Genomic DNA, 26,629 nt, shown 5'->3' with positions numbered 1-26,629 from the left:
TTGTATGATTATCTTGCGTCATTGGTGTTGGGAGACGCCGGGAGGTTGAATGAACGATTCTGAGCGCCATAAGCAGATTATTGATTTGTTGCAGGAGACGCCGTTTGCTTCGGTCCGCGACCTGCAGGAGCGCTTGGGCGTATCGCCCGCCACCATTCGTCGCGATATTGACAAGCTTCATGAAATTGGAAGTGCCCGGAAGGTCTACGGCGGAATTTCCGCAAATGAGGTGAGCACCGGTGCGCGTCTTTCAGCTCGTCCTTACGATGAAAACCGCGACATTGCAGTAGAGGCAAAACGGGCCATTGCCGAAAAGGCCGCAAGCCTCGTGCGCGATGGAGATTCAATCATCGTACATGCCGGATCAACTTGCTTCCAGCTGGGGATCCAGCTGGCGCGGCGAAATGTACGTCTTTACACAAACTCGATGCCTCTAGCCGCCTATTTGGGCGAGCATGGTACATGCAACTTGACGCTTGCAGGTGGCGTATTATACCGCGAGCCCGGTATAATTCATGATGCCTCTGCCAGCGTGCCTGATTTTTTTGCCTCGCGCTTCTTTGTTGGAACTCAGGGAATTAACAATGATGGCTTGCTCGAGTCTCATCCACTGCTCGCCAAGGCGATAAGTGAGCTAAGCCGCTGTGCTGATGAAATTGTCCTGTTGGCCGATAGCCGAAAACTTTCCATCGCACCCCGCAATATCGTGCTGCCGCTTTCGCGAATAGGGACCATCGTGATCGATGACGGATTGTCGGATGCGGGTGCAAAGATGTTGGAGGATCACGGAATCACGATCCTGATTGCAAGAATGGGGTCGCAGAATTGACAGATCACCCCGTCATCGCAGTCTTTGATTTAGGCAAAACAAATTCCAAGCTGTTTGTTTTGACGGCCATGGGAAAAGTAGTGGCACAAGCCCGCACCAGACCCGTTTGGAATGATGTCGGCGACCTCCGTGTTCTCGACGATGCGGCCCTTTTTGAGTGGGTAAAGCTTTCGTTGAGGGCAGCAGTTTGCGACCATGGCGTCAACAGCATTATGTTTTCAGGACATGGCTGTACCTTTGCATTAGTTCGCGGAGAGAAGCTAATCCACCCCATACTGGACTATGAGCAGGAACCGCCCACGGATATTGCTGGAAAAATCGACACACTGATACCAAAATACTCCGAGACATTTTCTCCAGCGTTGCCACTCGGCTTTAATTATGGACGCCATATCCTCTGGTTGAAGGAGCGCAATCCCGACTTAATCCACGAGGCGGATGCAATCCTTTCATATCCTCAATTTTGGTCATGGAAATTTTCCGGCCACAAGGTTTCAGAAGTTTCCTATCTTGGCTGTCACTCCCATCTTTGGGCACCGCTCGCAGATGACTTTAGCAGCTTGGTGACGTCTCAGGGATGGCGGGAAAAAATGCCGGAGCTGGCAAGGGCAGGTGATTGGATTGGAACATATGTCGTTGAGCTGGAAAATGGGACATCGGCTGAAGTTGCGGTTCACAATGGCGTCCATGACAGTAATGCTGCACTTTATTATTATCGATCGCTTGGCTTTGAAGACTTCACCCTGGTTTCTACCGGCACTTGGATCATCATTTTTAATTCGTCTTGCCCGCTCGAGGTGCTCGATTCGCGGCGTGATATGTTGGCCAACGTAACTGTAGATCACCAACCGACCGCAACCATCCGATTTATGGGAGGGCGTGAATATGATGTTGCAAGTGGCGGCTGGAATAACGCCATATCCGTTGACGCACTAATATCGGTCATAGCCAAGGGCATATTTGTTCTTCCCTCCTTTGCGCCGGGCGGGCCCGCTCAAAATCAAACGGGTCGGTTCACAGGGCCGTCTGTCGACGGCGAGGAGCGCGCTGGTGCGGCTCTGCTATACGTTGCACTGATGACAGATCTGTCACTTGATCTCATCCAGTCAACCAACGCAATTGTGGTTGATGGCGGTTTGGTCAAAACTGGACTGTACGCAAACTTGTTGGCCAGCTTGCGGCAAGACCAGCGAATCTATTCAAGCGAAAATCCGGAGGGCAGCGCATTTGGTGCAGCAGCACTCGTATACGGTCAAGTTGGCTCAAACCCCTTCTCCAATGACACCCGAGAAGCTTTGCCATCTGTAATTGCCGGTTTGACGGATTATCGCGACGCGTGGCGCGCCATGGTCGAAAGCGGTCACCCGTCAGGTCGGCAAGTAGATCACAAGGAATTGCTGGTATGACCGTTTCGTCTCTCGCAGTCTCCGCTCCTGTGCTGGAGATGCGCAACATCAGCAAGACGTTCGGCAACATACGCGCGTTGTCCAACGTGTCGCTGACCGTTCATGCAGGTGAAGTGCATGCGCTTATGGGCGAAAATGGTGCGGGGAAATCAACGCTGATGAAGGTTCTGTCGGGAGCCTATAGGGCTGACCCTGGCGGGAGTATTCACATTGATGGTCTTCCTGTTGTGGCGGGCGACCCAGTTAAGGCAAAGGCCAGTGGCATCTCAGTAATTTATCAGGAACTATCTCTCGCCCCAAATCTGACGGTAGCCCAAAACATGTTCCTTGGTGCGGAACCTTCGCGGTTTGGTGTGGTAGACAAAGTCCAGATACGCGAGCGAACAGAACCGATACTCAGGCGCCTGGGAATTGATTTTTCTGCTTCGCGACGGGTCGGCGAACTGTCCCTTGGCGAGCGGCAGATGGTCGAGATTGCGAGAGCATTGACCACCAATGCACGCATAATTGTCATGGATGAACCAACAACTTCGCTGACTTCGCGGGAAACTGATCGCCTGTTTGAAGTTATAGCAAGTCTAAAGGCACATGGTATTGCAATCATCTATATCAGTCATCGGATGGAAGAGATTTACCAGCTTGCCGATCGGGTGAGTGTTCTGCGTGACAGTGCGTACGTTGGAACCCTCGAGCGAGAGGAATTGTCAGCTTCCAGACTGGTATCAATGATGGTTGGCCGCGATCTGTCATCATTTTACAAGAAGGAACATCACGCATCTGACGGCAAGATGGAGACGGTGCTTTCGGTGCAGAATATTGGTGATGCGCGCCGCGTGCATGATTGCTCTTTTGATGCCTGCGCGGGTGAAGTTCTGGGTATTGCTGGGTTGGTCGGTTCTGGACGGACGGAACTTGCTAGGCTGATTTTTGGAGCCGATGTGAAAACGGCCGGCGTTGTAAAACTGGCTGGCAAGGAGCTTTCCATCTCAAATCCGAGCGATGCGCTCGCTGCAGGCATCGCCTATCTGACAGAAGATCGTAAGGGGCTGGGTCTCTTCCTCGACATGACAATTAGCGAGAACATTAATATGGGTGTGATGGCCGCTGACGCGGCGAAGGGCGGGGTCATTAATTTTGCCGCCGCAAGAGCGCGCGCAGATCGCGCCATATCCTCGCTGTCAATCAGGACGCGAAGCGCCAATATAAATGTCGGAGCCTTGTCAGGAGGCAACCAGCAAAAAGCGTTGATCGCAAGGTTGCTGGAAACCAAACCGCGCGTGCTTATTCTTGACGAGCCTACACGTGGCGTCGACGTTGGCGCAAAATCCGAAATTTACCGCATCATCGATGAACTTGCCCTAACCGGCATCGCTATTGTGGTGATCTCCAGTGATCTGCCAGAGATCATCGGGATTGCCGATCGCGTGCTCGTCATGCGGGACGGGCAAATTGCGGGCGAAGTCAGAGCTACGCCAGACAAACCTATAGATCAGGAAGCAATAATGGCCCTCTCGACCGGCTCTTCTGCCGGTCGAGCTTGACTGTGCCGAAGAACGGAAACGGATGAAACAATGACCGCGACATTGACAGATAAAGAACAGGACAAGGCCAGATTTCGATCGACGCTCACTGCCTTGGGGATGCTGCCGGTTCTGATAATCCTTGCGATCGGCTTTCACCTGTTGAGCGGACGGTTCCTGAGCGTCAATAATCTTTCGATCGTGATGCAACAGGCGTCAATTAACACCGTACTCGCTGCGGGGATGACTTTTGTCATTCTGACAGGCGGAATTGATCTGTCAGTCGGTTCAATCCTGGCCGCTTCTGCAATGGTCGGCGTAATCGTTTCGCTTTTTCCGGATATTGGAATGCTGGGTATTCCAGCTGCGATCGCGGTTGGACTTGCCTGTGGTCTGGTGAATGGGAGCATCATTGCCTTTTTAAATCTTCCACCTTTCATCGTGACCCTTGGATCGCTGACTGCTATGCGCGGTATCGCGCGGTTGCTTGGCAACGACACAACGATATTCAATGCAGACCTGCCTTTTGATTTCATAGGAAATGGAAATTTTCTTGGCGTCCCTTGGCTGGCAATCATAGCATTGGCGACGATCCTGATTTCGTGGTTTGTGCTTAAACGCACAGTCCTTGGCACATGGATATACGCGGTGGGGGGAAACATTGAGGCGGCACGCCTGACAGGCATAAAAGTACCATTAGTGTTGCTTTTTGTTTACAGCGTCTCCGGGCTGCTCTCGGGCCTTGGAGGCGTCATGTCTGCGGCACGTCTTTATGCTGCCAATGGCCTTCAGCTTGGTCAGTCGTACGAACTCGATGCAATCGCGGCAGTCATTCTGGGGGGGACCAGCTTCGTTGGAGGGGTCGGCTCGATCTGGGGAACTCTCGTAGGCGCTCTCATTATCGCGGTCCTTTCTAACGGGCTGATCTTGGTAGGCGTCTCGGACATTTGGCAGTACATCATAAAAGGCCTTGTCATCATTGTCGCGGTCGGTCTCGACCGGTACCGACTGAAAGGATTGAGCCGCACCTGACGTGTGGTCCACCAAACCCGGCTGGCCGGGCAACAAGACGCTGGGAGCGTCATAAATGGAGGAAAAAATGAAAATTATCTCGAAATTGCTTATGGGAGCAGCGCTTGCTGCTTCGCTTGTCATGCCTGCTGCGGCCAAGGACTTGCAAAAGATCGGTATTTCGGTCGGCCTTCTAGGAAATCCATTCTTTGTAGCGACGATCAAGGGCATTGAAGATCGCGCCAAACAGATCAACCCAAGCGTACAGGTAACGTCTGTTTCGGCGGATTATGATCTTAACAAGCAGGTCTCGCAGATGGACAGCTTTGTTGCCGCTGGCGTGGACATCATCATGCTAAATGCAGTGGATGCCAAGGCAATTGCACCAGCGGTGAAAAAGGCTCAGGCAGCAGGAGTCATTGTTGCTGCATTCGATGTGTCGGCTCCCGGCGCCGATGTTACTGTCATGACCAATAATATAAAAGCCGGCGAGGAAGCCTGTCAGTACATTGTAGATCAGCTCAAAGGAAAGGGCGATGTCGTGATCATCAACGGTCCGGCTTCGTCTTCAATCATAGATCGGGTTCAAGGCTGTAAGAGTGTTTTGGCAAAGAACCCGGAAATTAAAATCCTGTCGGACGATCAAAATGCCCAGGGTTCCCGCGATGGTGGCCTTGCCGTCATGCAGGGACTTCTTACACGATTTGACAAGATCGATGCCGTTTTTGCAATCAATGATCCGACGGCAATCGGCGCAGAATTGGCTGCAAAGCAGCTGAATCGCAGCGAATTCTTCCTCACCGCCGTCGACGGTGCGCCGGATATTGAGAAGTCTCTCGCCAGTGGAAAGTCGATGATCAAGGCTTCGGCCTCCCAGGATCCTTATGTTATGGCCGGCGATTCCCTCAAGATGGCGGTTGATTTGATGAACGGAAACAAACCTGCCGAAACGACAGTTCTTCTCGATCCCAAGTTGATTACTGCCGATAATATAAAGGAATACAAAGGTTGGACTGCCGCTCGGTAGAGTTTTTCGTGAAGACCTGTCCGCGATAATGATGCGGGCAGGTCTTTTTTAACCCTTCTCAATTGCCAGAAAGTCTTCCATGTCAAAAATCGGTGTTCACTCATTCGTTTGGAGCGCAGGCTCATCTAAAGGCGATCTGGAAAACGCGCTCAACCGAACGCATGAACTGGGCTATAAGCTGATCGAATTTTCATATCTTGATCCAAGACAGGTCGATGTAAAGTGGCTGGCCGGGCGCATTCAAGACCTTGGGCTCGATGTAGCGATCAGTATGGGTTTGCCGCCTGATGGCGATATATCAAGTTCCGATATGGCCATCGTTGGCAATGGAACGGATATTCTGGACAAGGCGATTGCTCTTGTCCGCGACTTGGGCGGATCGAAGCTTGCGGGAATATTGACTTCAGCGCATGGGAAGCAAGAACATGCTTTGACAAAACGGGGCTGGGATAACAGCGTTACGGCGCTTTCAAAAGTCGCCGACCATGCGAAAGCAGCAGGCGTGACGCTCAATCTCGAGATCGTAAATCGTTTCGAGAGCAATATGCTCAATACAGCAGCTCAAGGTCTGGCTTATATTCACGACACCGGTGCATCGAATGTCTTGTTGCATTTGGATACATTCCACATGAATATTGAGGAAGCTGATGTCGGATTAGCTATCCGGCATGCTGCCGAGAAAATTGGATACATTCATATTGGTGAAAGTCATCGCGGCTATCTTGGCACCGGCAGCATCGATTTCGGCGCTATCTTTGATTCATTGATCGCAATTGGCTGGGACGATTACCTAACTTTTGAGTCCTTTTCCACGACGATAGTTGATGAAAATCTGTCACTTAAGACCGCAATCTGGCGTAACCTTTGGGATGATAATTTGGCCCTTGCAAAACATGCTCGCCAATTCATTGAACTTGGAATGGAAACCGCGCGACTCAAGGCAGATTTGGTAAGACAAGCACATTTGCCGATTGAGTGACAGCCTGACTGTGTGGCCAAAGGCTCGGTGAGGGAACTAACTCCACATGGCACGCATGCGTGAACCTACATCAACCCGAACGCCACGGGCCTCAGTTTGCCTCGCGTTCTCAGGGCGTGCAATCGGCCATGAACAGCACTCGAAATATTGCAGTAGAGTGGCTGGAATGAACCGTGTGCGGGAAGCGTAAACATGCCGATCGCCTTTGGCGTTCTGGCCATGCGTGAAAAACCGCTGAGGGGTGACAAGGTGCAACCTATCCTTTGCTCTTGTCATGGCGACGTAGAGCAGGCGCCTCTCTTCCTCGATCTCTGCAGTTGAGCCGGTACCAAGGTCGGACGGCATGCAGCCGTCTACCACATTGAGCAGATAAACCGATTTCCATTCTTGTCCCTTGGCTGAATGGATCGTCGATAGGATGAGATAATCCTCATCCAGCAATGGGACGCCAGATTGATCGCTTGTCGCGTCCGGCGGATCAAGAGTGAGTTCAGTCAGAAATCTCTCTCGCGAAGGATAGCCGCTGGCAATTTGCTCAAGCTGAAGAATATCGGCCTGGCGCATTTGCGCATCTTCGTGAATACGCTCCAGATGCGGTTCGTACCAACGCCGGACCAACTCGATCTCGGCAGGCCAGCCCATCCTTCTGGCGCTCAGTTGTTGAACGGTCGAAACGAAGTCCGACCAATTGTCACCGGCGCGCGGAGGTGCCGGATGCTGGGTGAGGGCACTTAATGGGTCCGCATCTATCGCCATGTCTTCAAGTGCGCGCTGTGCCGAAGCAGGACCAACGCCTGGAAGTATCTGCATGAGGCGGAATCCGGCAACACGATCACGCGGGTTTTGCGCAAAGCGAAGCATGGCCAATACGTCTTTAACATGGGCGCTGTCGAGAAACTTCAATCCACCAAATTTGACGAAAGGAATGTTGCGCCGGGTCAGTTCAACTTCCAAGGGTCCGCTGTGATGTGAAGTACGGAACAACACCGCTTGCTGTTTCAAAGTTGTTCCGGTTTCCCGGGTCTCCAATATCTGCTCGACGATGTAATTTGCCTGCTCGTTTTCATCGCGCACAGAGACGAGTCGCGGCCTTTCCGCAGACTGTCGCTCCGTCCAGAGATTTTTTGTGAAGCGTTCGGATGCCAGATCAATCACGCCGTTTGCCGCACTCAGGATCGGCTGTGTGGAGCGGTAATTGCGGTCAAGTGTGATGACATCCGCCGGTGGAGTGAATGAGCTTGGAAAGTCGAGGATATTGCGAATGGTAGCAGCGCGGAACGAATAAATAGATTGCGCGTCATCACCGACTACCGTCAGACCGCGTCCTCCGGGCTTCAAGGCCAACAGAATGGTTGATTGTAGGCGATTGGTATCTTGATATTCGTCGACGAGGACGTGATCAAAGCGGCCACCAATATCTTCTGCAAGCAGCGGATCGCAAACGGTCTGCGCCCAATAGAGGAGTAGATCGTCATAGTCGAGAATGTTCTGTGCTTGCTTGGCTTCGACATAACCGGCAAAAAGCTGGCGAAGTTCTGTCTCCCACATGGCGCACCAAGGGAAAACATCCTTTAGAACCTCGTTGAGTGGGCGTTCAGAATTGACGACGCGAGAATAGATCGCAAGGCAAGTTCCTTTGGTCGGAAAGCGGGTTTCGGTTTTGGAGAAACCAAGTTCGTGCCGGACCAGATTTATGAGATCGGCCGAATCTTCCCGGTCGTGGATAGTAAAGTTCGGGTCAAGCCCAATCTGTTCGGCATAGTCACGTAAAAGCCGTGCGCCTATCCCGTGAAATGTTCCCGCCCAATCCAAGGCGTCAGTCATGATCGAGGACTTTTGCCCAAGCACCTGCGTACAGATACGGCCGACCCGTTTGGACATCTCAGCGGACGCACGTCTCGAGAATGTCATCATAAGGATACGGCGAGGATCGGCACCATTTACAATGAGGTGTGCAACCCTGTGTGCCAGCGTATTGGTTTTTCCCGATCCCGCTCCCGCAATGATAAGAAGCGGTCCGCCAGTCTGACCATCGGGTAGTCCGATAGCAAATTCTACGGCCTTGCGTTGTGCAACGTTCAACTTATCAAGATGCGCAACACTCATCGAAAAACTGGTTCCTATTTCTGATTCTGCTTGGAACAAAGATAGAACATAACACTCGTTTGCTCAATACTCAAGGCGGTGCAGAGACATACGCCAGCCGTTCCCGCTGCAATTAGTTCGGGCTCTGCATATAGGCCGCGCAGAGCGAAAAAACGCTTGCGAGCAAGCTGAGCAAGCCCCCGCATAGAGTAATGTAAACAAACCCCTCGGCCGCGTAGACTTCACCCATGACGATAGTCCCAGCGAACAGTGCAAGGTAGGTTACCGCGCTATTGAGACCCATTATTGCCCCACGTTGTGAAGGTTCCAGGGCCGTTAGTCGCATAATCAGCACGTTCAGGCCGAAGTGATTTGCGAGCCCCCAGATTGCCATGACGGCAAGAACCCCGGTGTAGGTGCCTGATACGAGCGACATCACGGCGTAAACCACAGCGACCATCAGAAAGATTAAGGGGAGCAAAACGCGACGGCCACTATAGGCGTCAACATAACGGTCCAGAAATACGGCGCTTCCAAAACCGATCCCGTAGAAGATCGCCGCAAGCCCGGTGGCTCGCACAGGATATTCCAGGTTCACATGCAAGTGATCGCCGACATAAGCATAGACGCCGTAAAAAGCCGCCATGAAACACCCACAGGCTGCCAGAAGCGGCAGTACGCCTTTGATCGTCAGGGCGGTGATTGGCGTTCTTGATGCAACACCCTTGCGCTGTGTTTCATGCTGCTGCCCGTTCACCGATAATCCCGCTCCAGCAATGAGAGCCGCTGCGGCGATTGCGATGTAAAATGCACGCCAGCCAAGACCGTCAGCGATCAACGTCGAAAGGGGTACACCCGCCACCATGCTGATCGTCCAACCCGTGAGTACGATACCAATCGTGCGCCCTTCATGTCCGGGCGAAGCAACGACGGCAGCAAGAGTATAAATTGCGGGCAGGGCGACACCGGCCGATATGCCGACGAGAAACTGAGAAATCGTCAGGACGACTGCGCCTTGAGCCACACCACTGCTGATAAAACCGATCGCCATTATCAACATGACATAGGCAAGCGTTCTACGAGGGCCCGCCCGATCTATCAGTTGCCCCAGAGCGATGGCCCCCAACGCGGTTCCAAGCCCAAAGGCAGCCGATGCCAGCATAATGTCCTGAACTTCTACGTCGAACCCATCGGCAATTGCCGGCGCAATCGGACCCAGTGCAAGTGAATTTGAGCCGATCAGACCAATGCATCCCGTCAGGGCCCAGACTATTGCGGGAACCGACATTGATGAAATTTCGCTTGTTACGTGATTATCATTCTGCATAAGCTCACAATATTCGAATGTTATTCGGCGGCAACCAGGGAGTTTACGGTCGTGAAAAAAACAGATGGTATTCTGCACCATAAAGGGGAGGCGCATAGGGCAGACCCAATGGACAGAAAATTGTTAGGTCAACTGGTGGGGGATGCGACCCTCAGCTATGCTGAACTTGGACAGAGAGTTGGCCTTTCGGCCCCGGCGGCACATGAGCGTGTCAAACGCTTGCGGCAGCGGGGAGCGATCAAAAGCGTCTCAACACTGATAGACCCCGCAAGTGTAGAAAAATCGCTTCTGGCGTTTGTCCATGTGGACACAACAGGCTGGGGGAAAACACCGACCTTGCTGGCAATAAGCCAGTACCCGGAAGTGGAGGAAATCCATTCGGTAGCGGGCGACGCGTGCATGCTACTCAAGGTTCGCACGAACGGGACTCAAGCTCTTGAACATTTGCTGGCGCAACTGTACGCAACGCCAGGTGTGAAGGCGACGCGAAGCTATGTCGTGCTGTCGACCTATCTCGAGCGGCCCGTACAAGCCGAAACAACGCAGGAGTGGCCGGTGATCGACTTCACGCGGGAACAGGCTGACGCCAAAAATCTTCTTTAGGCTGGAAGCTTGGGGAACGAAAACTCTGCCAGCTCGTTCCAACGACAACTCAGGGAGGTTCCCAATGTCAAATGAAGATGGATCCGGAGGCAATCCTGCTTTCGATAAGAGCAGCCCGACATCCTTCGGACAATCCGTAGAAAGTGAAGCGCAGATTGCCGATGCTGCGAGCCGCTCGTCCGGCCTTGTTGGCCAAGGCGAAAGACTTCACGTCTATAGGGTTGTGCCGACCGCCTCACCTGACGATCCCCGATGGGAGAACTCGCCGTTTCAAGGAGAGGTCGTGGTGGCTGCACGGACCAGTGGCGATGCAAGAATTGTAGCCGCGGGCCGCGAGCTTGATTTTATGGAAGTCGATGCGGCACCTGCCGATGATGTTACCACTTTCAATGCAAGTGCCTTCCGCGATGACAAGCTCTATACGGTCATCGAGATTGAAAGCGGTAGAACCGATCTGACGCGAGGGGTCATTGTTGGCGATATCAGCGTTGATAATATCCGGCCTATGCGGTCCTTAGACTGATCGGTGGTTTATAGTCGGTTTTCTGCGCTCACCTGCGGCACATCGCGCGTGTTCATTAAAGAGATGCGGGGACCAAGAAGGGGCTTCCTCTATGTGCCAGCGTACTTGAATGATCCTGTTTGAAGGCAGACCCCCTCTGGAACTAGCGTGGTTCGACACTTAAGTTGAGATAAAGAGGACTGAAATCGGCATACTCTTTAAGACGTTCCCAATCGAGAATAGTCACGATCTTACCCGCCCATTTGAAGAGATTTTCCCGCCGTAACATTTGCAGGCTTTTGTTCAGATGGACCACTGATATGCCCATCACATCTGACAGCTCGGCTTGTGTGAGAGGAAAGCTAAACGAATTATCCCGTGTCTGGCCCACCACTTGCAGACGGATGAAAAGCTCGCAAATCAAATGGGCGAGATGTATTTTCTTGGGTCGCCGTCCCATTCCCACGATCCACTCCCGGTGAATAGAGCCATCGATAAGGGTTTGCAGCCACAGCAAACGCGTGAGATGGGGAAACCTCTCGGTAACCATGATGATATCGTTGTGATCGAAAAGAGCTATGCGGCAAGGTGTGAGTGCAACAATGCCATGATCCATAACCTTCAAAGGAAAGGCATGAAGGTCCACAAAATCGCCGGGAACATGCAGAGATGTAATTTGCCTACTCCCATTTTCAAGTACCTTGTAGCGAGCAGCAAAGCCCTCCACCAGAAGTGTACTATACCTCGGACGGCTTCCTTCGACGACAAGATCCTCATCCGCGGAAAAATTCTTGTCCTGGGTTATCATTGATTGCAGCAATGACTTTTCCGCAACTGATACGACATCGTGACTCTCAAGTTTCAGTAGCAAGGATTCAATCAAAGAAACGTACTCCAGAGGGCGTGTTGAAATTTTATCGGCACCTGTAGGAACCTAATCCTTCAAAGAGGCTTATGTTCCAGAAGAGGAAAAAGCATGAGCCGATATTACTTCGATTTGGACAATGGCGACGGCAGGACCCGCGATGATGAAGGGGTGGAACTTCCTGACAATGCCGGCGCCATTAAAGAAGCTTCAAGGATTGTAACCGACCTGGCACGTGACGAACTGGTGGAATGCGGCAATGGTAGAATTTGGCTTACAATCAGAAAATCGGATGGCAATGTGCTGGCGGTGGCCAGCCTGCTATTCGACACGAAATTTATCGAATTTCAGCCAGCTGGTGAAAGCTGAGCAGTACTCAACTCCATCGCTGAATGCACCCAGGTCATCCAATAAAGCCTCGGTTTCACCTGAGTGATTCTTTCGCGACACCGTCAGACCGGGGAGACAGCTCGCCGGACATCCGATCTGTGGATTTCAAAGCGGTAGAGTTACCGACAGCCTCCCGGCTGGCTTGCCTGTGCGGAGGGTTTTATTGCAGCAGCACCTCATGCCGGCGCCAGCCCTGATTTCGATTGTTGGTTCTGGAGCAGTTTGCCTATTTCGGTGGAAGATACTGCTTCACTGAATAGATGACCTTGCACTTCGTCACAATGATTTTCACGCAGAAATGTCAGCTGCTCGTGGGTCTCAACCCCTTCTGCGATCACTTTCATGTTGAGCTTTTGCGCAAGCGATATGACGGCTGCGGTAATCGTTTTGTCATCGTCATCCTCAACCAAATTTCGTAAAAACGACCTATCTATTTTCAACCGTGAAACCGGGAGGCTTTTTAAGGCACTTAAGTTTGAATATCCCGTACCAAAATCGTCAATGGCAAAACTGACACCGACTTTGCGCAGTTCCTCCATTGTGGCAATTACTTCGTTGACGTCCCGCATTACCAAACTCTCAGTAAGCTCAAGTTCAAGGCACTTGGCATCTAATTCTGTTTCGCCCAATGCGTGCATGACACGGCTCGTCCAATTCTGATCGTGAAACTGACGAGCCGAGACATTGACGCACATGGTAATTGGTTCAAACCCGGCGTCCTGCCATCTTTTGTTCTGCTTGCACGCTTCGTAAAGAACCCACTCGCCAAGCGGCACAATAAGCCCCGTTTCTTCTGCCAACGGAATAAATTCGTTGGGATTTATCAGTCCCAATTGCGGATGATTCCACCGGACCAAGGCTTCCACAGCGAATATGCGTCCGAATTCCAGTTCCACTTGAGGTTGATACAAAAGGTGAAACTCGGATTGAGCAATGCCTCGGCGAATTCCGTCGTGGAGGGCTAACCTTTCATGGGCTTTTATATTAAGTTCCGGCGTGAAAAAGCGAAATCCGTCCCGCCCTGCTTCCTTTGCCTTATACATGGCAATATCCGCATTTGCGATCAAGGTTTCAGCATCTGTTCCATCTTGGGGATAGGTGGCGATACCTATGCTGCAAGTGATGTGGAACTCTCGGCCTCTGATAATCATTGGCTCCAGGATCGCTGCTCGGATTTTGTGCATTGCGGCAGCAATCGCGTCGGTGTTTTCCGGTAGATCTGTCAACAGGATAACAAATTCGTCGCCGCCCATACGCACTGCCGCGTCCGTCGGCCGTATACAATTCTCCATACGTCGGGCAACCGTCTTTAAAAGTTCATCGCCTGCAGTGTGGCCGAGGCTATCGTTGACGAACTTGAAATTATCCAAATCGACGAAAAGGACCGAGACCCATGGGTTGTGCCGTTTCGTCTGTAACATTGCCTGCGTGAGGCGATCCGTCAGGAGAATACGATTTGGCAAACCAGTCAGCATATCGTGGTAAGCCATATGGCGGATCTTATCCTCGGCATGTTTCCGTTCGATCGCAATTGCTGCGATTCTGGTCGCGATTTGTGTCAGGTTGATCTCTGCCGGCTCCGGATGGCGTACTCCGGCCGAGTAAAGTGCGAACGTGCCAAGGACGATGCCATCGTGAGACAATACTGGAGCCGACCAGCAGGATTTCAGACCATGACGGGAAGCCAGATCGCGGTAATTCTTCCAAAGTGGATTACTGGCGATGTCAGCAACGATCACACTTTCGCCAAGCCAGGCAGCAGTCCCGCACGATCCGGCACCAGGTCCAATGGGGAGACCGTCGATCGCCCGGCAATACTCTTGCGATAGCGTAGGCGCGGCTCCATGCTTGAGGTGAGTACCACCGTCGTCAAGTAACAAAATTGAACCGTATACACCGACCAGCTGTCTTTCCATAAGTCTAACCAGGCGATCAAGAACTGCATGCAGAGGTGAATTTACAACAATCATCTCAAGTATCGCTGTCTGCTCATCCCTGAGAAAGTCATCTCTTTTGCGAGCAGAAATGTCACGCGAGATTCCAACCAGCCCTACGACAGTGTCATTTGTTGATCTTAGCGGGACCTTCGAAGTGGATAACCACCTCTCCTTGCCAGAAGCAGCATCAACGACGCATTCCTCCATCCCTATCATTGCAACACCAGTACGAATGACCTGACGTTCGATTTGGGAGAATCTTGCTGCGGAGGATGCATCATGCAAGTCGAAGTCGTTCTTTCCGGTCAGATCATCCGGACTTTCAAATCCGTGAATACGGGCAACTGCCTCATTTGCCACGATGAAGCGACAATCCAGATCCTTGACAAACAGGTAGTCCGGCACCTGATCAATCATATTACGAAGCAGTCTGTGTGGATCGTTTAAACTCTTGTCAGCAAGGTCGTTCTTCACAATCGACATCACACCTGGCCTTTGTTGGCCAGATGTAGCCCACTGGAAACATTCGAAACCGATCGCGTCGTCAAAATCGAGAAAATGCCAGGGTCATCGCGACGAGAAGATTGTATTGTTTTTTCAATTGGATTGTTGCGCAGTTCGGTCATTAGAATTGCTTCCCTCATCTCAGTAAACTACCCAAGCGCGCTTCCGTTCCCACATCCTTTCGAAGGTCTCGTTCCATCCAATGGAGGTCAATAGAATTTTGGGGACGTGACGCGCATTGTTCAACAAGGACTTTGTTGTCCACCATGAGAAAATATGGAACCTTGTGACCTTCCCTGATCATAATGCAGATCTGGGAAGGTCACAAACTGGCTGCCGCCGTTCGCGTATTGACCCTATCAACTTTATGCCGGCCTCAGGCACCGACAGACAACCAACAAAACCCTTCCGATCGAGGGTCGATTTATCACAAGCAATCCCACCCGACCATATCATCAAGGCGGCCACGAACTGTACAGAGGCAAATAGTGAATCGCGGCTGATTGATGCCGGGCAAAATCGCAATCCTCAACAGGGCGCCATGTTGACGATCACAGCCATGAAATATAAGCCTGAGGCTTGTTCGGCTTTAAGCGGTCGGCGTACCCGCCGCTCCTGTATTCCAAGAATGGAACTCCTTGCATGGCTACGCCAAAAAAACCGCCGGTTGTCAAAACAGGTATCACCGGATTGGACGAAATCCTGAGGGGAGGGCTGCCCGCCTCCAATTTTTACATTCTCCAGGGAGCGCCCGGATCTGGCAAAACCACGGCCGCACTGCAATTCCTGCTTGCAGGTGCTCAAAATGGCGAACGCTGTCTCTACGTCAGCCTGTCCCAAACGACGGCGGAACTGAAATCCATTGCTGTCTCTCACGGTTGGAAACTCGACGGTATCAGGATCGAGGAGCTGTCGGCATCAGACGCTGTGAATGGCGCGTCTGATCAGTCGATTTTCCAGACGACGGAGCTTCGGCTGGACGAAACCCGTAAAGCGGTTGAGCAAGCCATTGAGGATCATAAGCCCAGTCGGCTTGTCTACGACTCGCTTTTGGAAATCCGGCTGATCACGGGCGATTCGCCACGGTTCCGCCGGGAGCTGCTTGGCTTCAAGGCGTTTCTGGCCAAACATGGTGTCATTGCATTATTGCTGGATACGCAGACCAGTGGGTCCTCCGAGCGCAATGGTGAAGAGGTCGAGGGTATCGCGCATGGTGTAATCCGCTTCGACAAGTCTCTTGAAGAATATGGCGGGGTTCGTCGCCGTATAGAAGTCAGCAAAATGCGCGGCGTACCCGTTGCCGACGGATATCACGACATGGCGATACGTGAGGGAGAGGGCGTCATCGTCTATCCGAGGATCATTCCGGGTACCGCATCTGAGACCGTCAAACCGCAACTGATCAAATCGGGCGTCACCGCGCTTGATGAGATGTTTGGGGGCGGTCAGGAATCCGGTACCACGACGCTCGTGATCGGCCAATCCGGCACGGGTAAATCCACCATGTCCTCCTTATATGCTACTGCCGCCCTGAAACGCGGTGAAAGCGTTGCGCTGTTCCTTTTTGAAGAACGTCTGGAAACTTTCTTCAGGCGCTCAGAGGGACTGGGGATGGATTTGCGCCAGTTCCACAAAGAGGGTCAGCTGATCATCCGTGATTTCAATCCCAACGAAATATCGCCGGGGGAGTTTGGCAAAATCGCTCAGGAAGTCGTCACCCGCGAAAAATCCCGCGTGGTTGTGATCGACAGCTTCACCGGATACCTGAATTCCCTCCCGCATCGTGAAAAGGCCGTGCGAGATATTCAGTCGCTGCTGAAATACCTTGCCCGGTCGGGCGTCCTGACGATGTTGATCGTGGCTCAACACGGGCTGCTGGGCCAAAATGTTGGAATTGATGTCGACGTCAGTTTTCTCGGCGATACAGTGTTGCTTTTGAGAATATCAGAACATGAGGGAAAACTCAGGCGCAGTATAACGGTGGTAAAAAAACGCCATGGTCCTCATGACCTGGACGTTAGGGAACTTTTGATCCAGAGTTCGGGCGTGTCAGTTGTTCCTTATAATCCCCTTCCTGAACTCTGATGCACGACGAGAACCAGAGCGAACTTGATTGGGCGCTCGTCCTTGCTCCATACCGCAAGGACGCCGCGTTTATCGAGATTTTGCTTGTTGAAAATGGTATGAACGTCAGGGTATGCGCCAGCACAGAGGATTTGGCTGAGATGCTGGCGCAATCTCCCGGCGTTATTCTCGTAACCCACGAGTCGTTGACACCCAGGACGATAGAAGCCATTTCGGTACATTTGTCGGCACAGCCGAATTGGTCAGACCTGCCCATTTTCGTTCTTCTGGACCGAAAGGCCCCGCATGCCCGTATCCGTGCGGAATTGGAAAGACTATGGCCGCAAGCAAGGCAAATATATTTTCAAAGACCCGTCATATCTCTCGAACTGGTAACCGCTGTTCAATCTGCATTTTTGGTGCGTTTACGGCAGCGTGAAGTCAGAGATTCGATCGAGCGTGAGCGCGACCTCCGCTTCGAACTCAATCACAGGGTCAAGAATATTCTGGCGAGCGTAAGCTCTATCTTCAGAATGACCCGTCGCGCAGCAGATACGATTGACACGCTGGTGGCGGACTTTGAGGGGCGCCTGGGAGCCTTGGCTAATGTTCATTCGGCTGTCTTCGAACAAGGTGGCGACACGGTCGACCTGCGAGAAATCGTTGATCTGACCTTAAAACCTTATGCGGACAAAGCAAAGCGGCTGAAAATCGATGGCCCGGAGCTTCTGCTCAACCGCGACGCTGGCACCACACTTGCACTATGTCTGCATGAACTGGTCACAAATGCCATCAAATATGGCGCTTTGTCCACGGATGAAGGACGTATAAGTGTAATCTGGAAGATATCCGATGACGCCCAGCCGATTTTGACGCTGGAATGGATTGAAAGTGGGGGGCCGCCTGTGAAGGAACCGACGAGGGCAGGGTATGGCACACGATATATCCGTTCAGCCTTGTCAGCCATATTCGGCGAGAAACCTATAGTTTTGTTTGAACCTACGGGATTGCGCTGTGTGGCTCGCGGATTGCTTGCAAATGTTGTTTTAACCGATCTCCGTCCGCCGTTTAAATAAACGGTAGAGGCTCCTTCCATCATTTGAGTGTTTATAAAAAATTCATTGCCATGATGCAGGTCTTGTATCAGCAGGGCAGCAATCCGAATGCCAAATGATCTTTTTATACCTTCAAGGAACGCTAGCCGTGGCCGGTATTTTACAGAAGATTGGGGGCCGTGGGGTTCTGTGCCATTGATTGGCAATCGGATTAACCGTGCCCATCCCTATCTCTTGTTGGCCTCTCCGCAACTGTCACCCACCAGTAGTGGTATGCGTCAAGATTATCGGATTTCCAGGCGCACCATCTGTCGAGCGACACCTCGTGTTCATGGTTATCGAACTGAGAGACACTATACTCGATCTCAGGAGTGCATTGTCCCACAGTCTCATAGACCTGGCTGAGTGGCTCGTCCCATATGATGTCCCCAAAAGTTGTTTTCACACCGTGCTTGATTGGCACCTTGTGCCTCGCGTCTCGTATGCTATTCCCAATCACTTACCATGGGACAGTAGATTTAACACTTTTAGCAGGAAAGCAGTTCCTGGTGATCAAAAGCCCGCGGTGGTAGTGTCATCTAGGCTCCAGTATCGGCAAACTTTCTATTGCGCGCTCGGGTTCTGGTGTTGCCTTTGATACTTTGCAATGAAATATAAAAATCTGGACAACCAAAGGCCGTCGTGGCTCGTTGGAGGCAGGCTCCCCCTGATAGTCTTGTCAGAACGACCAAGATCCTTTGTGCAGCTGCGAGGGAAAAACTTTACTATGCCCTCGCTGATGATAGAGTGAGGGAAATGTTCGAAGGCTTCGCACTGGATCGGATCGACGTCGGCGATGCCGTGTTGCGAGTGCGGCACGGCGGCTCAGGTCCGCCCCTTCTTCTCCTGCACGGGCACCCACGTACACACACGACATGGCACCGCGTTGCGCCAATCCTTGCAGCAAAATTTACCGTGGTGTGCCCTGACTTGCGCGGCTTCGGGCAGTCCTCGTCGCCGCCGGACATGGCGAGTCATTCGCAGGCATCCAAGCGAGCAAAGGCCGATGATTGCGTTCGGTTGATGGAAGCGCTTGGCCACCAGCGGTTTATGATAGCGGGTCACGACCGAGGAAGTTACACCGCATTCCGCTGCGCGATGGACCACCCCGGACGGGTTGAACGTTTGGCGATTCTAGACGGGGTGCCGATCTTGGAGGCTTTGGAACGCTGTGATGCGCTATTTGCGGAAAAATGGTGGCACTGGTTTTTCTTCGCCCAGGCAGGTAAGCCTGAGCAGGCTATTCTCGCTGATCCGATTGCATGGTATGGCGGGTCTGAGGAAGCAATGGGAAGCGAGAACCACGCGGATTTTCTGGCGGCGATCACCAACCCAGAGACGGTGAGGGGGATGCTCGGCGACTATAGAGCCGGCTTAGCGATCGACGCCCATCATGACCGCATCGACCGGGACAGCGGTCGCACAGTAGTCTGTCCTACCCTTGTTCTGTGGTCGCTCAGGGATGATCTCGAGCTACTTTATGGCGATGTGCTTGGCGTGTGGCGACCCTGGGCGCCAGACTTGCGTGGCCACGGCATCGACAGTGGACATCACGTCGCCGAAGAAGCGCCTGAACGGCTTGCTGAAGCATTGTTGGCTTTTTTTTCCTCGTCCGAGTGATAGGCCAAAGTCATTCGGACACCGTAAGCAACGAGCATCAAAACTGTCTTGGTCCTGCAGCGAGGCGGCCAAACTGTGAATTCAAACTACAAAACCGCACGTAGCCGGTCATAGGTAGGTGCCAGGTTCATAAGCGCGGCTGCGGCTCTCCTGTCGTCCCCAACGACAAGGGGATGTTGCAAACTGCCTATCAGACGGGCCTGTTCAGCAACGATGACAGCGGCATCTACACTGCCGATACGGGCGAGACAAGCGGCGGCATCGCTGGTCCTGCGGGCACCTACCCGAACCGCAAAATGGATCAGGTGTCCGCGCAAGGCATCATCGCAGTTGTCGGCGACCAGTTCTGCCAGTGCTTCGGCCGCTCTGCTATTGCCCAAACTGCCTGCGGGCATAACAGGCGCGTGTTCCATCGACAGCCACTGTTTTGCTGCCGGGATCGCAGCCTTAATGATATCGACCTCCGTTACATTTCGTTGCCGTACGAATCTGGTGCGCATGGTGTAGGGCGTTCCGTAAGCTACTGTCTTCGCAGCCCAAGCAGCCATAAAATCGGTCAGAGGGAGCAATGCAAAGGGGTAGCCTTGGGGATCATGCATCAGCACGCGCTCCTCATCGACCTCCAGCACGACAACATAATGGTCAGCCTCTATGGGTTCTTTCATGCCAGGTTGGTGGGTCAGATATCCCATTTCGACCGGACCCACCCAGACGGGCCCATGGGCCAGCGCCGACTTTAAGCGTGAAAGCGCCTCCTCAGCCGTTCCGCCTCTTGCGACATCAGATGACCAGCCGAGAGCAGCAAGCGCGTCGTCAAAACCTCGTTCCGGATCCCAGCCATAAGGGTCAAAGAAGGGCAATCTGCCGCCAATCAGCTGCATGCCGAACGGGCTTGCCGTGGAGAATTCGATCACGGCCGTCGAGGGCGCAGCGGCACCAAACATCATGGCAAAGGCATTGGCGTAGCAATAAGGTCCGGAGCCGACATAGGGGATATTCATATTTAGGCACTTTCTTCAGGGATTGACTGGATAGACGATGTCGAAAGGCGCGTTGTCGCTACCGGGATAGATTTCATAAGGACTGTCGATGATGGTAAGGCCTTGCCGGTCGATCCAGGTTTCAATTGCGTCGTAGACGGACAGCACCAAGGGGAAATTCTGTTGGTCTGCGGGTACCGGCGTGAAGACCTCACGCCGAGCAGGCAGCAGACGGATTATCAAGTCGCTGGCTGGCTCAACGGGGCCATCGCAGGTTATCGCAACCTCGACAGGACCATCAGCGTCACGTGTGGTGAGGTTGTGATGATGCACACTCATCCTGCCATTATGGGCAAGACCTGAAGCGGCAAGATGTTTGCGAATATCCGCTTCGGCTTCCGCCATAAAGCCATTAAGGCCGGTCACTGTCACCGCTCGCTGACGGCTGACGATTTTTGTGGCGTCAACCTTGCGCAACGCAATCGACAGAGCAGGATGTGTGAGGTCGGCTTGGAAGGCCATTGCCTCAACAAATTCGGTATGGACGGCGAGACGGGCATTTTGCGCGTCCAGCCACGTGCGCAATTCGATTGCACGCGCTTCTGGTGGCAGTTCCAGCAATACAGCGATGCGTGCCACAGGCAGACCAAGCTGTCGCAATCTGGCAATCAGCCGGGCACGGGGCGCCTGTTGCACCGAATAATACCGATAGCCTGTCTGCGGATCGACATAGGCTGGTACAAGCAGGCCCTGCTCAGCGTAGAGCCGCAATGCCTTGGAAGAAAGGCGCGTGGCCGCGCTGAAGCGACCGGCAAGCAGATGAGAATGAGTCATGTCACCTGTCTAAGGCCTGCCCTAAGGGCGAGGTCAAGTGGCATTGGGTTACGCATTTCATAATGTCACTTGAAGGAAGCGTTCAATTTATCATGACGGAGACGCTTGCGTAGGGTGTTTCGGAGAAGCTCGCTTGACTAACGCATAGCTCAATGGTTATACGTTTAATCATAACCATGGAGATATATGTTTTGCTGCCGAGCCACACCATATTGTTCAAAACGCTCGCCGATCCGACCAGGCGGGCTCTCTTCGAGCGCATGTGCCGAGAAGGAGAGCAGACGGTTGGGGCGCTGACGGCCCAGGCCGGAATATCGCAACCCGCGGTCTCAAAGCACCTTGCAGTATTGAAGCGGGCAGGGCTGGTGCGCGATCGGCAGGAAGGTCGCCAGACGCACTATAGTGCTCAGCTCTTTGCTCTGGCACCGCTGATAGACTGGACAAGCCAAATGACCGGCTTCTGGCAAGACCGATTTGATGACCTCGAAAACCTGCTCAAAAGGATGGACTAATGACCGAAGCCTCTACGCAAACACGCTCCGTAGTTGTCGAGCGTGAAATCTCTTATCCAGCGGAAAAGATCTGGCGCGCTCTGACGCAACCATACCTCATAGAGGAATGGCTTATGAAAAATGACTTCAAGCCTGTTGTCGATCACCGGTTCAGTCTTAACGCAGATTGGGGCTCGGTTAACTGCCAGGTAACGGCAATCGAGCAGGACAGGAGGCTGTCATATACATGGGCTGCGTATGGTCTTGAGAGTGTCGTCACATGGACACTCATTCCGACGAGTACGGGGACGAGGCTGCGCATGGAACAGTCGGGATTCCGACCGGATCAGGAGCAGGCCTACCATGGTGCCAGGGATGGATGGCCGAAATTTTTCGATGCCCTTGAAAAGGTCTTGGCATCGATAGAGTGAAGCCGACCGGCGCAAATAATCGGATGTCATCAGGCGCAACATAAGGGGATTCCATTGAATATAAATGTTTGGATTCGGCTGGCTCACCGATGGCTGTCTATCGTCTTTACGGTAACCGTCATTGCAAATTTCGCTCTCTTAGGAATGGATGACAGTGATCGTCCCATGTGGGTAGTCTACTCTCCTTTGATCCCACTTTTCTTGATGCTGTTCAGTGGCCTGTACATGTTTGCACTGCCTTATGCTGCAAGGTGGCGCAGTCGGCGACGTGTCAGCGCCGGAGAGTGAGCCGGCCTGCGATGTTCGAGTAACTGTTTCCCGCAATAAATTTCAGGATTTACTCGTCACGTCTTCAAGGAATGATTGCACCCGGACCTATGCCGGTGCGATTATTCCTGAGCGGGCAGTTGTCACAGACGTTACGTCGACCACCACAGGCATTCGTGAGTTTCTTTTACCGATGTCTTAAAATAAGGTCCTTCAGAAGGGTCGCTGAGGGACGATCTTCACGTCCGAGATCGCGAACACTGCTCATATGATCAGCTTGAGCGATGTTTCTGGTTGCCACTTTCTGCCCCCCGGCAGCCAAGAGAGTGGCGAAGTCCGCCGCTTGCTGGTGGAACGGAGGTGTTTCGTTGGCTCCGACGGCGATAAGCACTTCGCAGCCTTTGTCATAGTGATGTGAAATGGGCGAGAATGCCTCGACTTCTGCATCGGTGATGCCAATTTCGGAAGCGAGAAAAGATTTTTGCAAAGGCTTCAGATCGTAGATCCCACCCAGCAAAAGCCCTGCGGCAATATTCGAAGTGCCGTCCGGTTTGTGAAACAGGAATGTTGCAAGGTGGGCGCCAGCAGAATGCCCACTCACAGTAATCCGAGACGGATCACCACCATAATCGGCGATGTGTTGGATCACCCATTGCTTCGCGCGTCGCACCTGATCCACGAGCACGGCCATCCTGAAGCCGGGCATAAGCGCATAATCGATAATAATGGCGATCGCTCCGGCGCTAGTCACTGTGTCGGCAATATAGGAGTAATCTCGTTTGGAGAACATCCGCCAGTAGCCTCCATGAATGAATATGTGCACCGGACGGCGTTCGCGTGCGCCCTCGGGGAGGAAGATGTCCAGCGTTTCATTGGTGCCAGTCCCATATGGGACGTCCAATTTGGCGTTGAGCCTATCGCGGGTTCTGGCACTGGCTGCAATAATGTCCTCCACGATAATATCGAAATCTGCGACATGAGCGCGGATGCGGAAGGGATCAGTTTCCAAGATCAGTCTCCCGGTTCAGAAGCTTGTTGCGATATACTTTGCTTCCATAAACTCGGCAATGCCATGATGTTGACCGCCTTCGCGCCCGAGTCCGCTCTGCTTGACTCCGCCGAAGGGAGCGGCCGGGTCGGAAACCAGCCCCCGGTTTAACGCGATCATTCCAGCTTCTATGCCGGAAGAAACACGAAGCCCGCGGGCGAGGTCACGCGTATAGACATAGGCGGCCAGTCCATACTCCGTGTTGTTGGCCCAGCTGACTGCCTCTTCTTCCGTTTCAAAACGGTAAAGCGGCGCGACGGGGCCGAAGATTTCTTCGTGCGCTATCTCGCAAGTGTCTGGAACATCAACCAAAACCGTTGGTGGGTAGAAGAAACCGGACCCAGCGGATATTTCGCCACCGCATAGAGCGCGGGCACCCTTGCTTATCGAATCTTGGACCAATCGATCAATCTTTTCAACAGCTTTTCGCGTTATCATCGGGCCGCATTCCGTCTGTTCATCAACGCCTCGCCCAACCTTCAGAGCCGCCATCCGCCGCGTAAGGCCTTCGGCAAATGAATCATATATTCCAGACTGTACATAGAAGCGGTTGGCAGCGGTGCATGCTTCTCCCGCGTTACGCATCTTGGCGATCATGGCTCCGTCGAGTGCGGCTTCAAGATCGGCGTCATCAAATACCACAAATGGGGCATTGCCGCCGAGTTCCATGGAGGAGGAAATAACGTGCTTGGCTGCTTCGCCCAAAAGAAGGCGGCCGACGCCGGTCGAACCCGTAAATGAGAGCTTTCTCACACGCGGGTCCGCCAGTATTGTAGCGGTGATGGGGCCAGGATTACTTGTTGTCAGAACGTTGACGACACCTGATGGTAAGCCGGCTTCTTCATAGATGGAGGCCAGGGCGTAGGCGGTCAGTGGCGTTTCACTTGCTGGTTTCAAGATCACCGTACAACCTGCGGCCAAGGCAGGTGCGATTTTGCGAGTAGCCATAGCCGCCGGAAAGTTCCAAGGCGTTATTAGCAGGCAAATCCCTATGGGCTGATAGTCAACAATGATCCGATTGGTACCCGATGGCGCTATCCCAAATTCTCCTGAGATGCGTACGGCCTCTTCTGCGTTCCAACGGAAGAATTCCGCAGCGTAGACCACTTCACCGCGAGCATCGCGCAATGCCTTGCCGTTCTCCATCGATATGAGTGTGGCCAGCATCTCAGAACGTTCAATCATCAACTCAAAGCAACGTCGCAAGATTTCGGATCGCTTGCGAGGGCGAGTTGCACGCCATGCGGGGCCTGCCGCGGCGGCAGCATCGATGCATGCGCGCGCATCCTCTACCGTCGCGTCGGCCACAGCCGCAATTCGTTTGCCTGTTGACGGATCGATGACATCAATCTGTTGGTTGCTGCAAGCCGGCCACCAGCTTCCGTTAATATACAGACCACGAGTGGTGGCGCCGATATCGGGTCCATTGACGTCAGGCGTCAGCGTTTTCTGTGCAACGGTCATGTGTTGTTCCTCGGTGATTAAATGGCAGAAGCGGCGAAGTCGCCGTCATAGGCTGCTCTTACAAGACGTTTCATCGCGTCCAGATCGAAGGTTCGGGGATTGTTTTTGATTAATCTGTCGATACCGAACGCCTGCTCGGCAGTCCAATCGAGCTTGTCTAAAGGCAGACCAAGGTCAGCCAGCGTGGGTGTTATGCCGATCGATGCGAAAAGCCTGCGGATTTCTTCGATTGCAATTTTTGCATTCTCTTCAATATCCGAGCCACTGGCGAGGCCGAGAGCTGTGGTGATCTCGGCCATTTCAGCGGCGCAGACACGTTTGTTATAATTCATGACGTAAGGCATCATGGTTGCCACCCCGAGGCCATGAGCCGTGTGCGTGAGTGCTCCGGCGGGATACTGGATTGCATGGGCTGCGGCAGTTCCTGCTGTGCCGAACGCGCAGCCAGCTGCCAGTGCGCCCATCATCACATCTGCTCTTGCATCTTCATTCGACCCATCCTTGCAGGCCTTTTCCAAACTGCGGCCCAGCAGCTTGATTGCCAGCAATGCAAAATGATCGGTCAGTGCGCTTTTGCCGATGAAGACGTGGTTCTGCGCCAATGTGTGATCCGCGCAGCGGGGAACTGCTGTAAAAGCCTCGATGGCATGGGTGAGGGCGTCCGCGCCAGCAACTGCTGTCAAACCGGGCGGGCAGGTCATTGTTAGTTCCGGATCACAAATGGCCGTTGTTGCGACCAGGTAAGGACTGGATATTCCAACCTTAAGGGTCCGCCCAGAGTCGGAGATGACTGCAACCGGCGTTACTTCAGATCCCGTTCCAGCCGTCGTTGGAACGGCAATGACTGGAAGAACAGGGCCGGGAACCTTGTACTCGCCATAATAATCCTCCAGTTCCCCGCCATGGCTAAGCAGGAGAGCCGCGCACTTTGCCATGTCCAGACAGCTTCCGCCGCCAATGCCGATTACCATGTCAGGACCAAACTCCCGCGCATCATCGACGCAAAGCGACACCGTCTCACTTGGCACGTCCGGCTGAACCGCGTCGTAGATCAAGACCTCTATAGAGGCTGCGTTTAGCGCCTCGTGGATTTGCGCAAATATCGCCGTCGCTGCGAACCGCTCATCGGTGCAGATCAGCGCTCGCTTTCCAAGTCTTGCGGCAACCATCGGCAAAGCATGGCGCTGTCCTTTGCCAAAGAGAATTTCACTGGGGAGCCGAAGTGCAGCAAAAAGGGTCATCGTCCATTTCCTTGGAGGCATTTACATAAAGGGGATATAAAATCGTATAGGATATGGGATTGCATATACGGAACCATCATGCTAGTGAGGGTCTATGTCAAGAGGCAACT

General features: G+C 53.0%; 25 protein-coding genes. 15 read left to right on the top strand and 10 right to left on the bottom strand.

What is annotated here, in order from left to right; all coding sequences use genetic code 11:
* Positions 1–49: 49 nt before the first annotated feature.
* The 6 genes from V9K95_RS17605 to V9K95_RS17580 all read left to right on the top strand — a co-directional run bounded on the left by V9K95_RS17605 (position 50) and on the right by V9K95_RS17580 (position 6,772).
* Positions 50–829 carry a DeoR/GlpR family DNA-binding transcription regulator gene (locus V9K95_RS17605; protein WP_336441334.1) on the top strand — a complete coding sequence of 260 codons (780 nt, stop codon included), beginning with the start codon at positions 50–52 and terminating at the stop codon, positions 827–829.
* On the top strand, positions 826–2,235 hold the full coding sequence (locus tag V9K95_RS17600) for an FGGY-family carbohydrate kinase (protein WP_336441335.1): 1,410 nt from the start codon (positions 826–828) through the stop codon (positions 2,233–2,235). Before V9K95_RS17605 ends, V9K95_RS17600 begins: the two co-directional genes overlap by 4 nt.
* Positions 2,232–3,776 (top strand): sugar ABC transporter ATP-binding protein, encoded by a 1,545-nt coding sequence (locus V9K95_RS17595; protein ID WP_336441336.1) that lies wholly within the window; start codon positions 2,232–2,234, stop codon positions 3,774–3,776. The genes V9K95_RS17600 and V9K95_RS17595 overlap by 4 nt, the downstream gene beginning before the upstream one ends.
* Before the next feature lie 30 nt (positions 3,777–3,806).
* Entirely contained in the window at positions 3,807–4,787 is a 981-nt protein-coding gene (locus V9K95_RS17590) for an ABC transporter permease subunit (protein WP_336441337.1), read from the top strand.
* Between the two features lie 67 nt (positions 4,788–4,854).
* On the top strand, positions 4,855–5,793 hold the full coding sequence (locus tag V9K95_RS17585; RefSeq protein ID WP_336441338.1) for an ABC transporter substrate-binding protein: 939 nt from the start codon (positions 4,855–4,857) through the stop codon (positions 5,791–5,793).
* A 79-nt stretch (positions 5,794–5,872) separates the two neighbouring features.
* Positions 5,873–6,772 carry a sugar phosphate isomerase/epimerase family protein gene (locus V9K95_RS17580; protein ID WP_307276843.1) on the top strand — a complete coding sequence of 300 codons (900 nt, stop codon included), beginning with the start codon at positions 5,873–5,875 and terminating at the stop codon, positions 6,770–6,772.
* Between the two features lie 36 nt (positions 6,773–6,808).
* Here the strand turns inward: V9K95_RS17580 and V9K95_RS17575 are convergent, their stop codons facing one another.
* Both V9K95_RS17575 and V9K95_RS17570 read right to left on the bottom strand, forming a co-directional pair.
* Positions 6,809–8,878, bottom strand: coding sequence for an ATP-dependent helicase (locus V9K95_RS17575; protein ID WP_336441339.1), 2,070 nt, complete (start codon positions 8,876–8,878; stop codon positions 6,809–6,811).
* Between the two features lie 112 nt (positions 8,879–8,990).
* Positions 8,991–10,145 (bottom strand): MFS transporter, encoded by a 1,155-nt coding sequence (locus V9K95_RS17570; protein ID WP_336441340.1) that lies wholly within the window; start codon positions 10,143–10,145, stop codon positions 8,991–8,993.
* Between the two features lie 147 nt (positions 10,146–10,292).
* On the opposite strand from V9K95_RS17570, the gene V9K95_RS17565 reads away from it, so the two are divergent.
* Entirely contained in the window at positions 10,293–10,787 is a 495-nt protein-coding gene (locus V9K95_RS17565) for an Lrp/AsnC family transcriptional regulator (RefSeq protein WP_336441526.1), read from the top strand.
* Positions 10,788–10,851: 64 nt separating this feature from the next.
* A complete protein-coding gene (locus tag V9K95_RS17560; protein ID WP_336441341.1) occupies positions 10,852–11,310 on the top strand; it encodes a hypothetical protein in 459 nt (152 codons plus the stop codon).
* Between the two features lie 142 nt (positions 11,311–11,452).
* Here the strand turns inward: V9K95_RS17560 and V9K95_RS17555 are convergent, their stop codons facing one another.
* Positions 11,453–12,172, bottom strand: coding sequence for a Crp/Fnr family transcriptional regulator (locus V9K95_RS17555; RefSeq protein WP_336441342.1), 720 nt, complete (start codon positions 12,170–12,172; stop codon positions 11,453–11,455).
* Positions 12,173–12,265: 93 nt separating this feature from the next.
* Here V9K95_RS17555 and V9K95_RS17550 point away from each other — a divergent pair, with 93 nt between their 5' ends.
* Complete coding sequence (locus V9K95_RS17550) at positions 12,266–12,523, top strand: DUF6894 family protein (protein WP_307276858.1); 258 nt, start codon at positions 12,266–12,268, stop codon at positions 12,521–12,523.
* Positions 12,524–12,720: 197 nt separating this feature from the next.
* Here V9K95_RS17550 and V9K95_RS17545 read toward each other — a convergent pair whose 3' ends face one another.
* Complete coding sequence (locus tag V9K95_RS17545) at positions 12,721–14,964, bottom strand: sensor domain-containing protein (RefSeq protein ID WP_336441343.1); 2,244 nt, start codon at positions 14,962–14,964, stop codon at positions 12,721–12,723.
* Positions 14,964–15,107, bottom strand: a complete 144-nt coding sequence (locus V9K95_RS17540; protein WP_336441344.1) for a hypothetical protein — start codon at positions 15,105–15,107, stop codon at positions 14,964–14,966. Before V9K95_RS17540 ends, V9K95_RS17545 begins: the two co-directional genes overlap by 1 nt.
* Positions 15,108–15,627: 520 nt before the next feature.
* Between V9K95_RS17540 and V9K95_RS17535 the strand changes: the two genes are divergently transcribed.
* The 3 genes from V9K95_RS17535 (at position 15,628) to V9K95_RS17525 (ending at position 19,763) form a co-directional block, all read left to right on the top strand.
* Positions 15,628–17,070 carry an ATPase domain-containing protein gene (locus V9K95_RS17535; protein WP_336441345.1) on the top strand — a complete coding sequence of 481 codons (1,443 nt, stop codon included), beginning with the start codon at positions 15,628–15,630 and terminating at the stop codon, positions 17,068–17,070.
* Entirely contained in the window at positions 17,070–18,125 is a 1,056-nt protein-coding gene (locus tag V9K95_RS17530; RefSeq protein WP_336441346.1) for a sensor histidine kinase, read from the top strand. Before V9K95_RS17535 ends, V9K95_RS17530 begins: the two co-directional genes overlap by 1 nt.
* 774 nt (positions 18,126–18,899) lie before the next feature.
* Complete coding sequence (locus tag V9K95_RS17525; RefSeq protein WP_336441527.1) at positions 18,900–19,763, top strand: alpha/beta fold hydrolase; 864 nt, start codon at positions 18,900–18,902, stop codon at positions 19,761–19,763.
* An 86-nt stretch (positions 19,764–19,849) separates the two neighbouring features.
* Here V9K95_RS17525 and V9K95_RS17520 read toward each other — a convergent pair whose 3' ends face one another.
* A complete protein-coding gene (locus V9K95_RS17520; protein WP_336441347.1) occupies positions 19,850–20,764 on the bottom strand; it encodes a hypothetical protein in 915 nt (304 codons plus the stop codon).
* Between the two features lie 15 nt (positions 20,765–20,779).
* Positions 20,780–21,577: a MerR family transcriptional regulator gene (locus tag V9K95_RS17515; protein WP_336441348.1), complete on the bottom strand. Its 798-nt coding sequence runs from the start codon at positions 21,575–21,577 to the stop codon at positions 20,780–20,782.
* Between the two features lie 176 nt (positions 21,578–21,753).
* Between V9K95_RS17515 and V9K95_RS17510 the strand changes: the two genes are divergently transcribed.
* The 3 genes from V9K95_RS17510 to V9K95_RS17500 are packed head-to-tail and all read left to right on the top strand — an operon-like array spanning position 21,754 to position 22,787.
* Positions 21,754–22,089 (top strand): ArsR/SmtB family transcription factor, encoded by a 336-nt coding sequence (locus V9K95_RS17510; RefSeq protein WP_307278875.1) that lies wholly within the window; start codon positions 21,754–21,756, stop codon positions 22,087–22,089.
* On the top strand, positions 22,089–22,499 hold the full coding sequence (locus V9K95_RS17505) for an SRPBCC family protein (protein ID WP_307276880.1): 411 nt from the start codon (positions 22,089–22,091) through the stop codon (positions 22,497–22,499). The genes V9K95_RS17510 and V9K95_RS17505 overlap by 1 nt, the downstream gene beginning before the upstream one ends.
* Positions 22,500–22,553: 54 nt before the next feature.
* Positions 22,554–22,787, top strand: a complete 234-nt coding sequence (locus tag V9K95_RS17500; protein WP_115054851.1) for a hypothetical protein — start codon at positions 22,554–22,556, stop codon at positions 22,785–22,787.
* Between the two features lie 166 nt (positions 22,788–22,953).
* Here V9K95_RS17500 and V9K95_RS17495 read toward each other — a convergent pair whose 3' ends face one another.
* Genes V9K95_RS17495 through V9K95_RS17485 form a run of 3 tightly spaced genes read right to left on the bottom strand, consistent with a single transcriptional unit; the run spans position 22,954 to position 26,519 of the window.
* A complete protein-coding gene (locus V9K95_RS17495; protein WP_336441349.1) occupies positions 22,954–23,775 on the bottom strand; it encodes an alpha/beta hydrolase in 822 nt (273 codons plus the stop codon).
* Positions 23,776–23,790: 15 nt separating this feature from the next.
* Entirely contained in the window at positions 23,791–25,278 is a 1,488-nt protein-coding gene (locus V9K95_RS17490; RefSeq protein ID WP_336441350.1) for an NAD-dependent succinate-semialdehyde dehydrogenase, read from the bottom strand.
* A gap of 17 nt (positions 25,279–25,295) precedes the next feature.
* Positions 25,296–26,519: an iron-containing alcohol dehydrogenase gene (locus tag V9K95_RS17485; protein ID WP_336441351.1), complete on the bottom strand. Its 1,224-nt coding sequence runs from the start codon at positions 26,517–26,519 to the stop codon at positions 25,296–25,298.
* Between the last annotated feature and the right edge of the window lie 110 nt (positions 26,520–26,629).

The organism is Phyllobacterium sp. CCNWLW183 (genome assembly GCF_037203775.1).
Classification (GTDB): Bacteria; Pseudomonadota; Alphaproteobacteria; order Rhizobiales; family Rhizobiaceae; genus Phyllobacterium; species Phyllobacterium ifriqiyense.
Note: the sequence above shows the minus strand (reverse complement) of the source record. Positions and strands in the feature narration are given on the sequence as shown.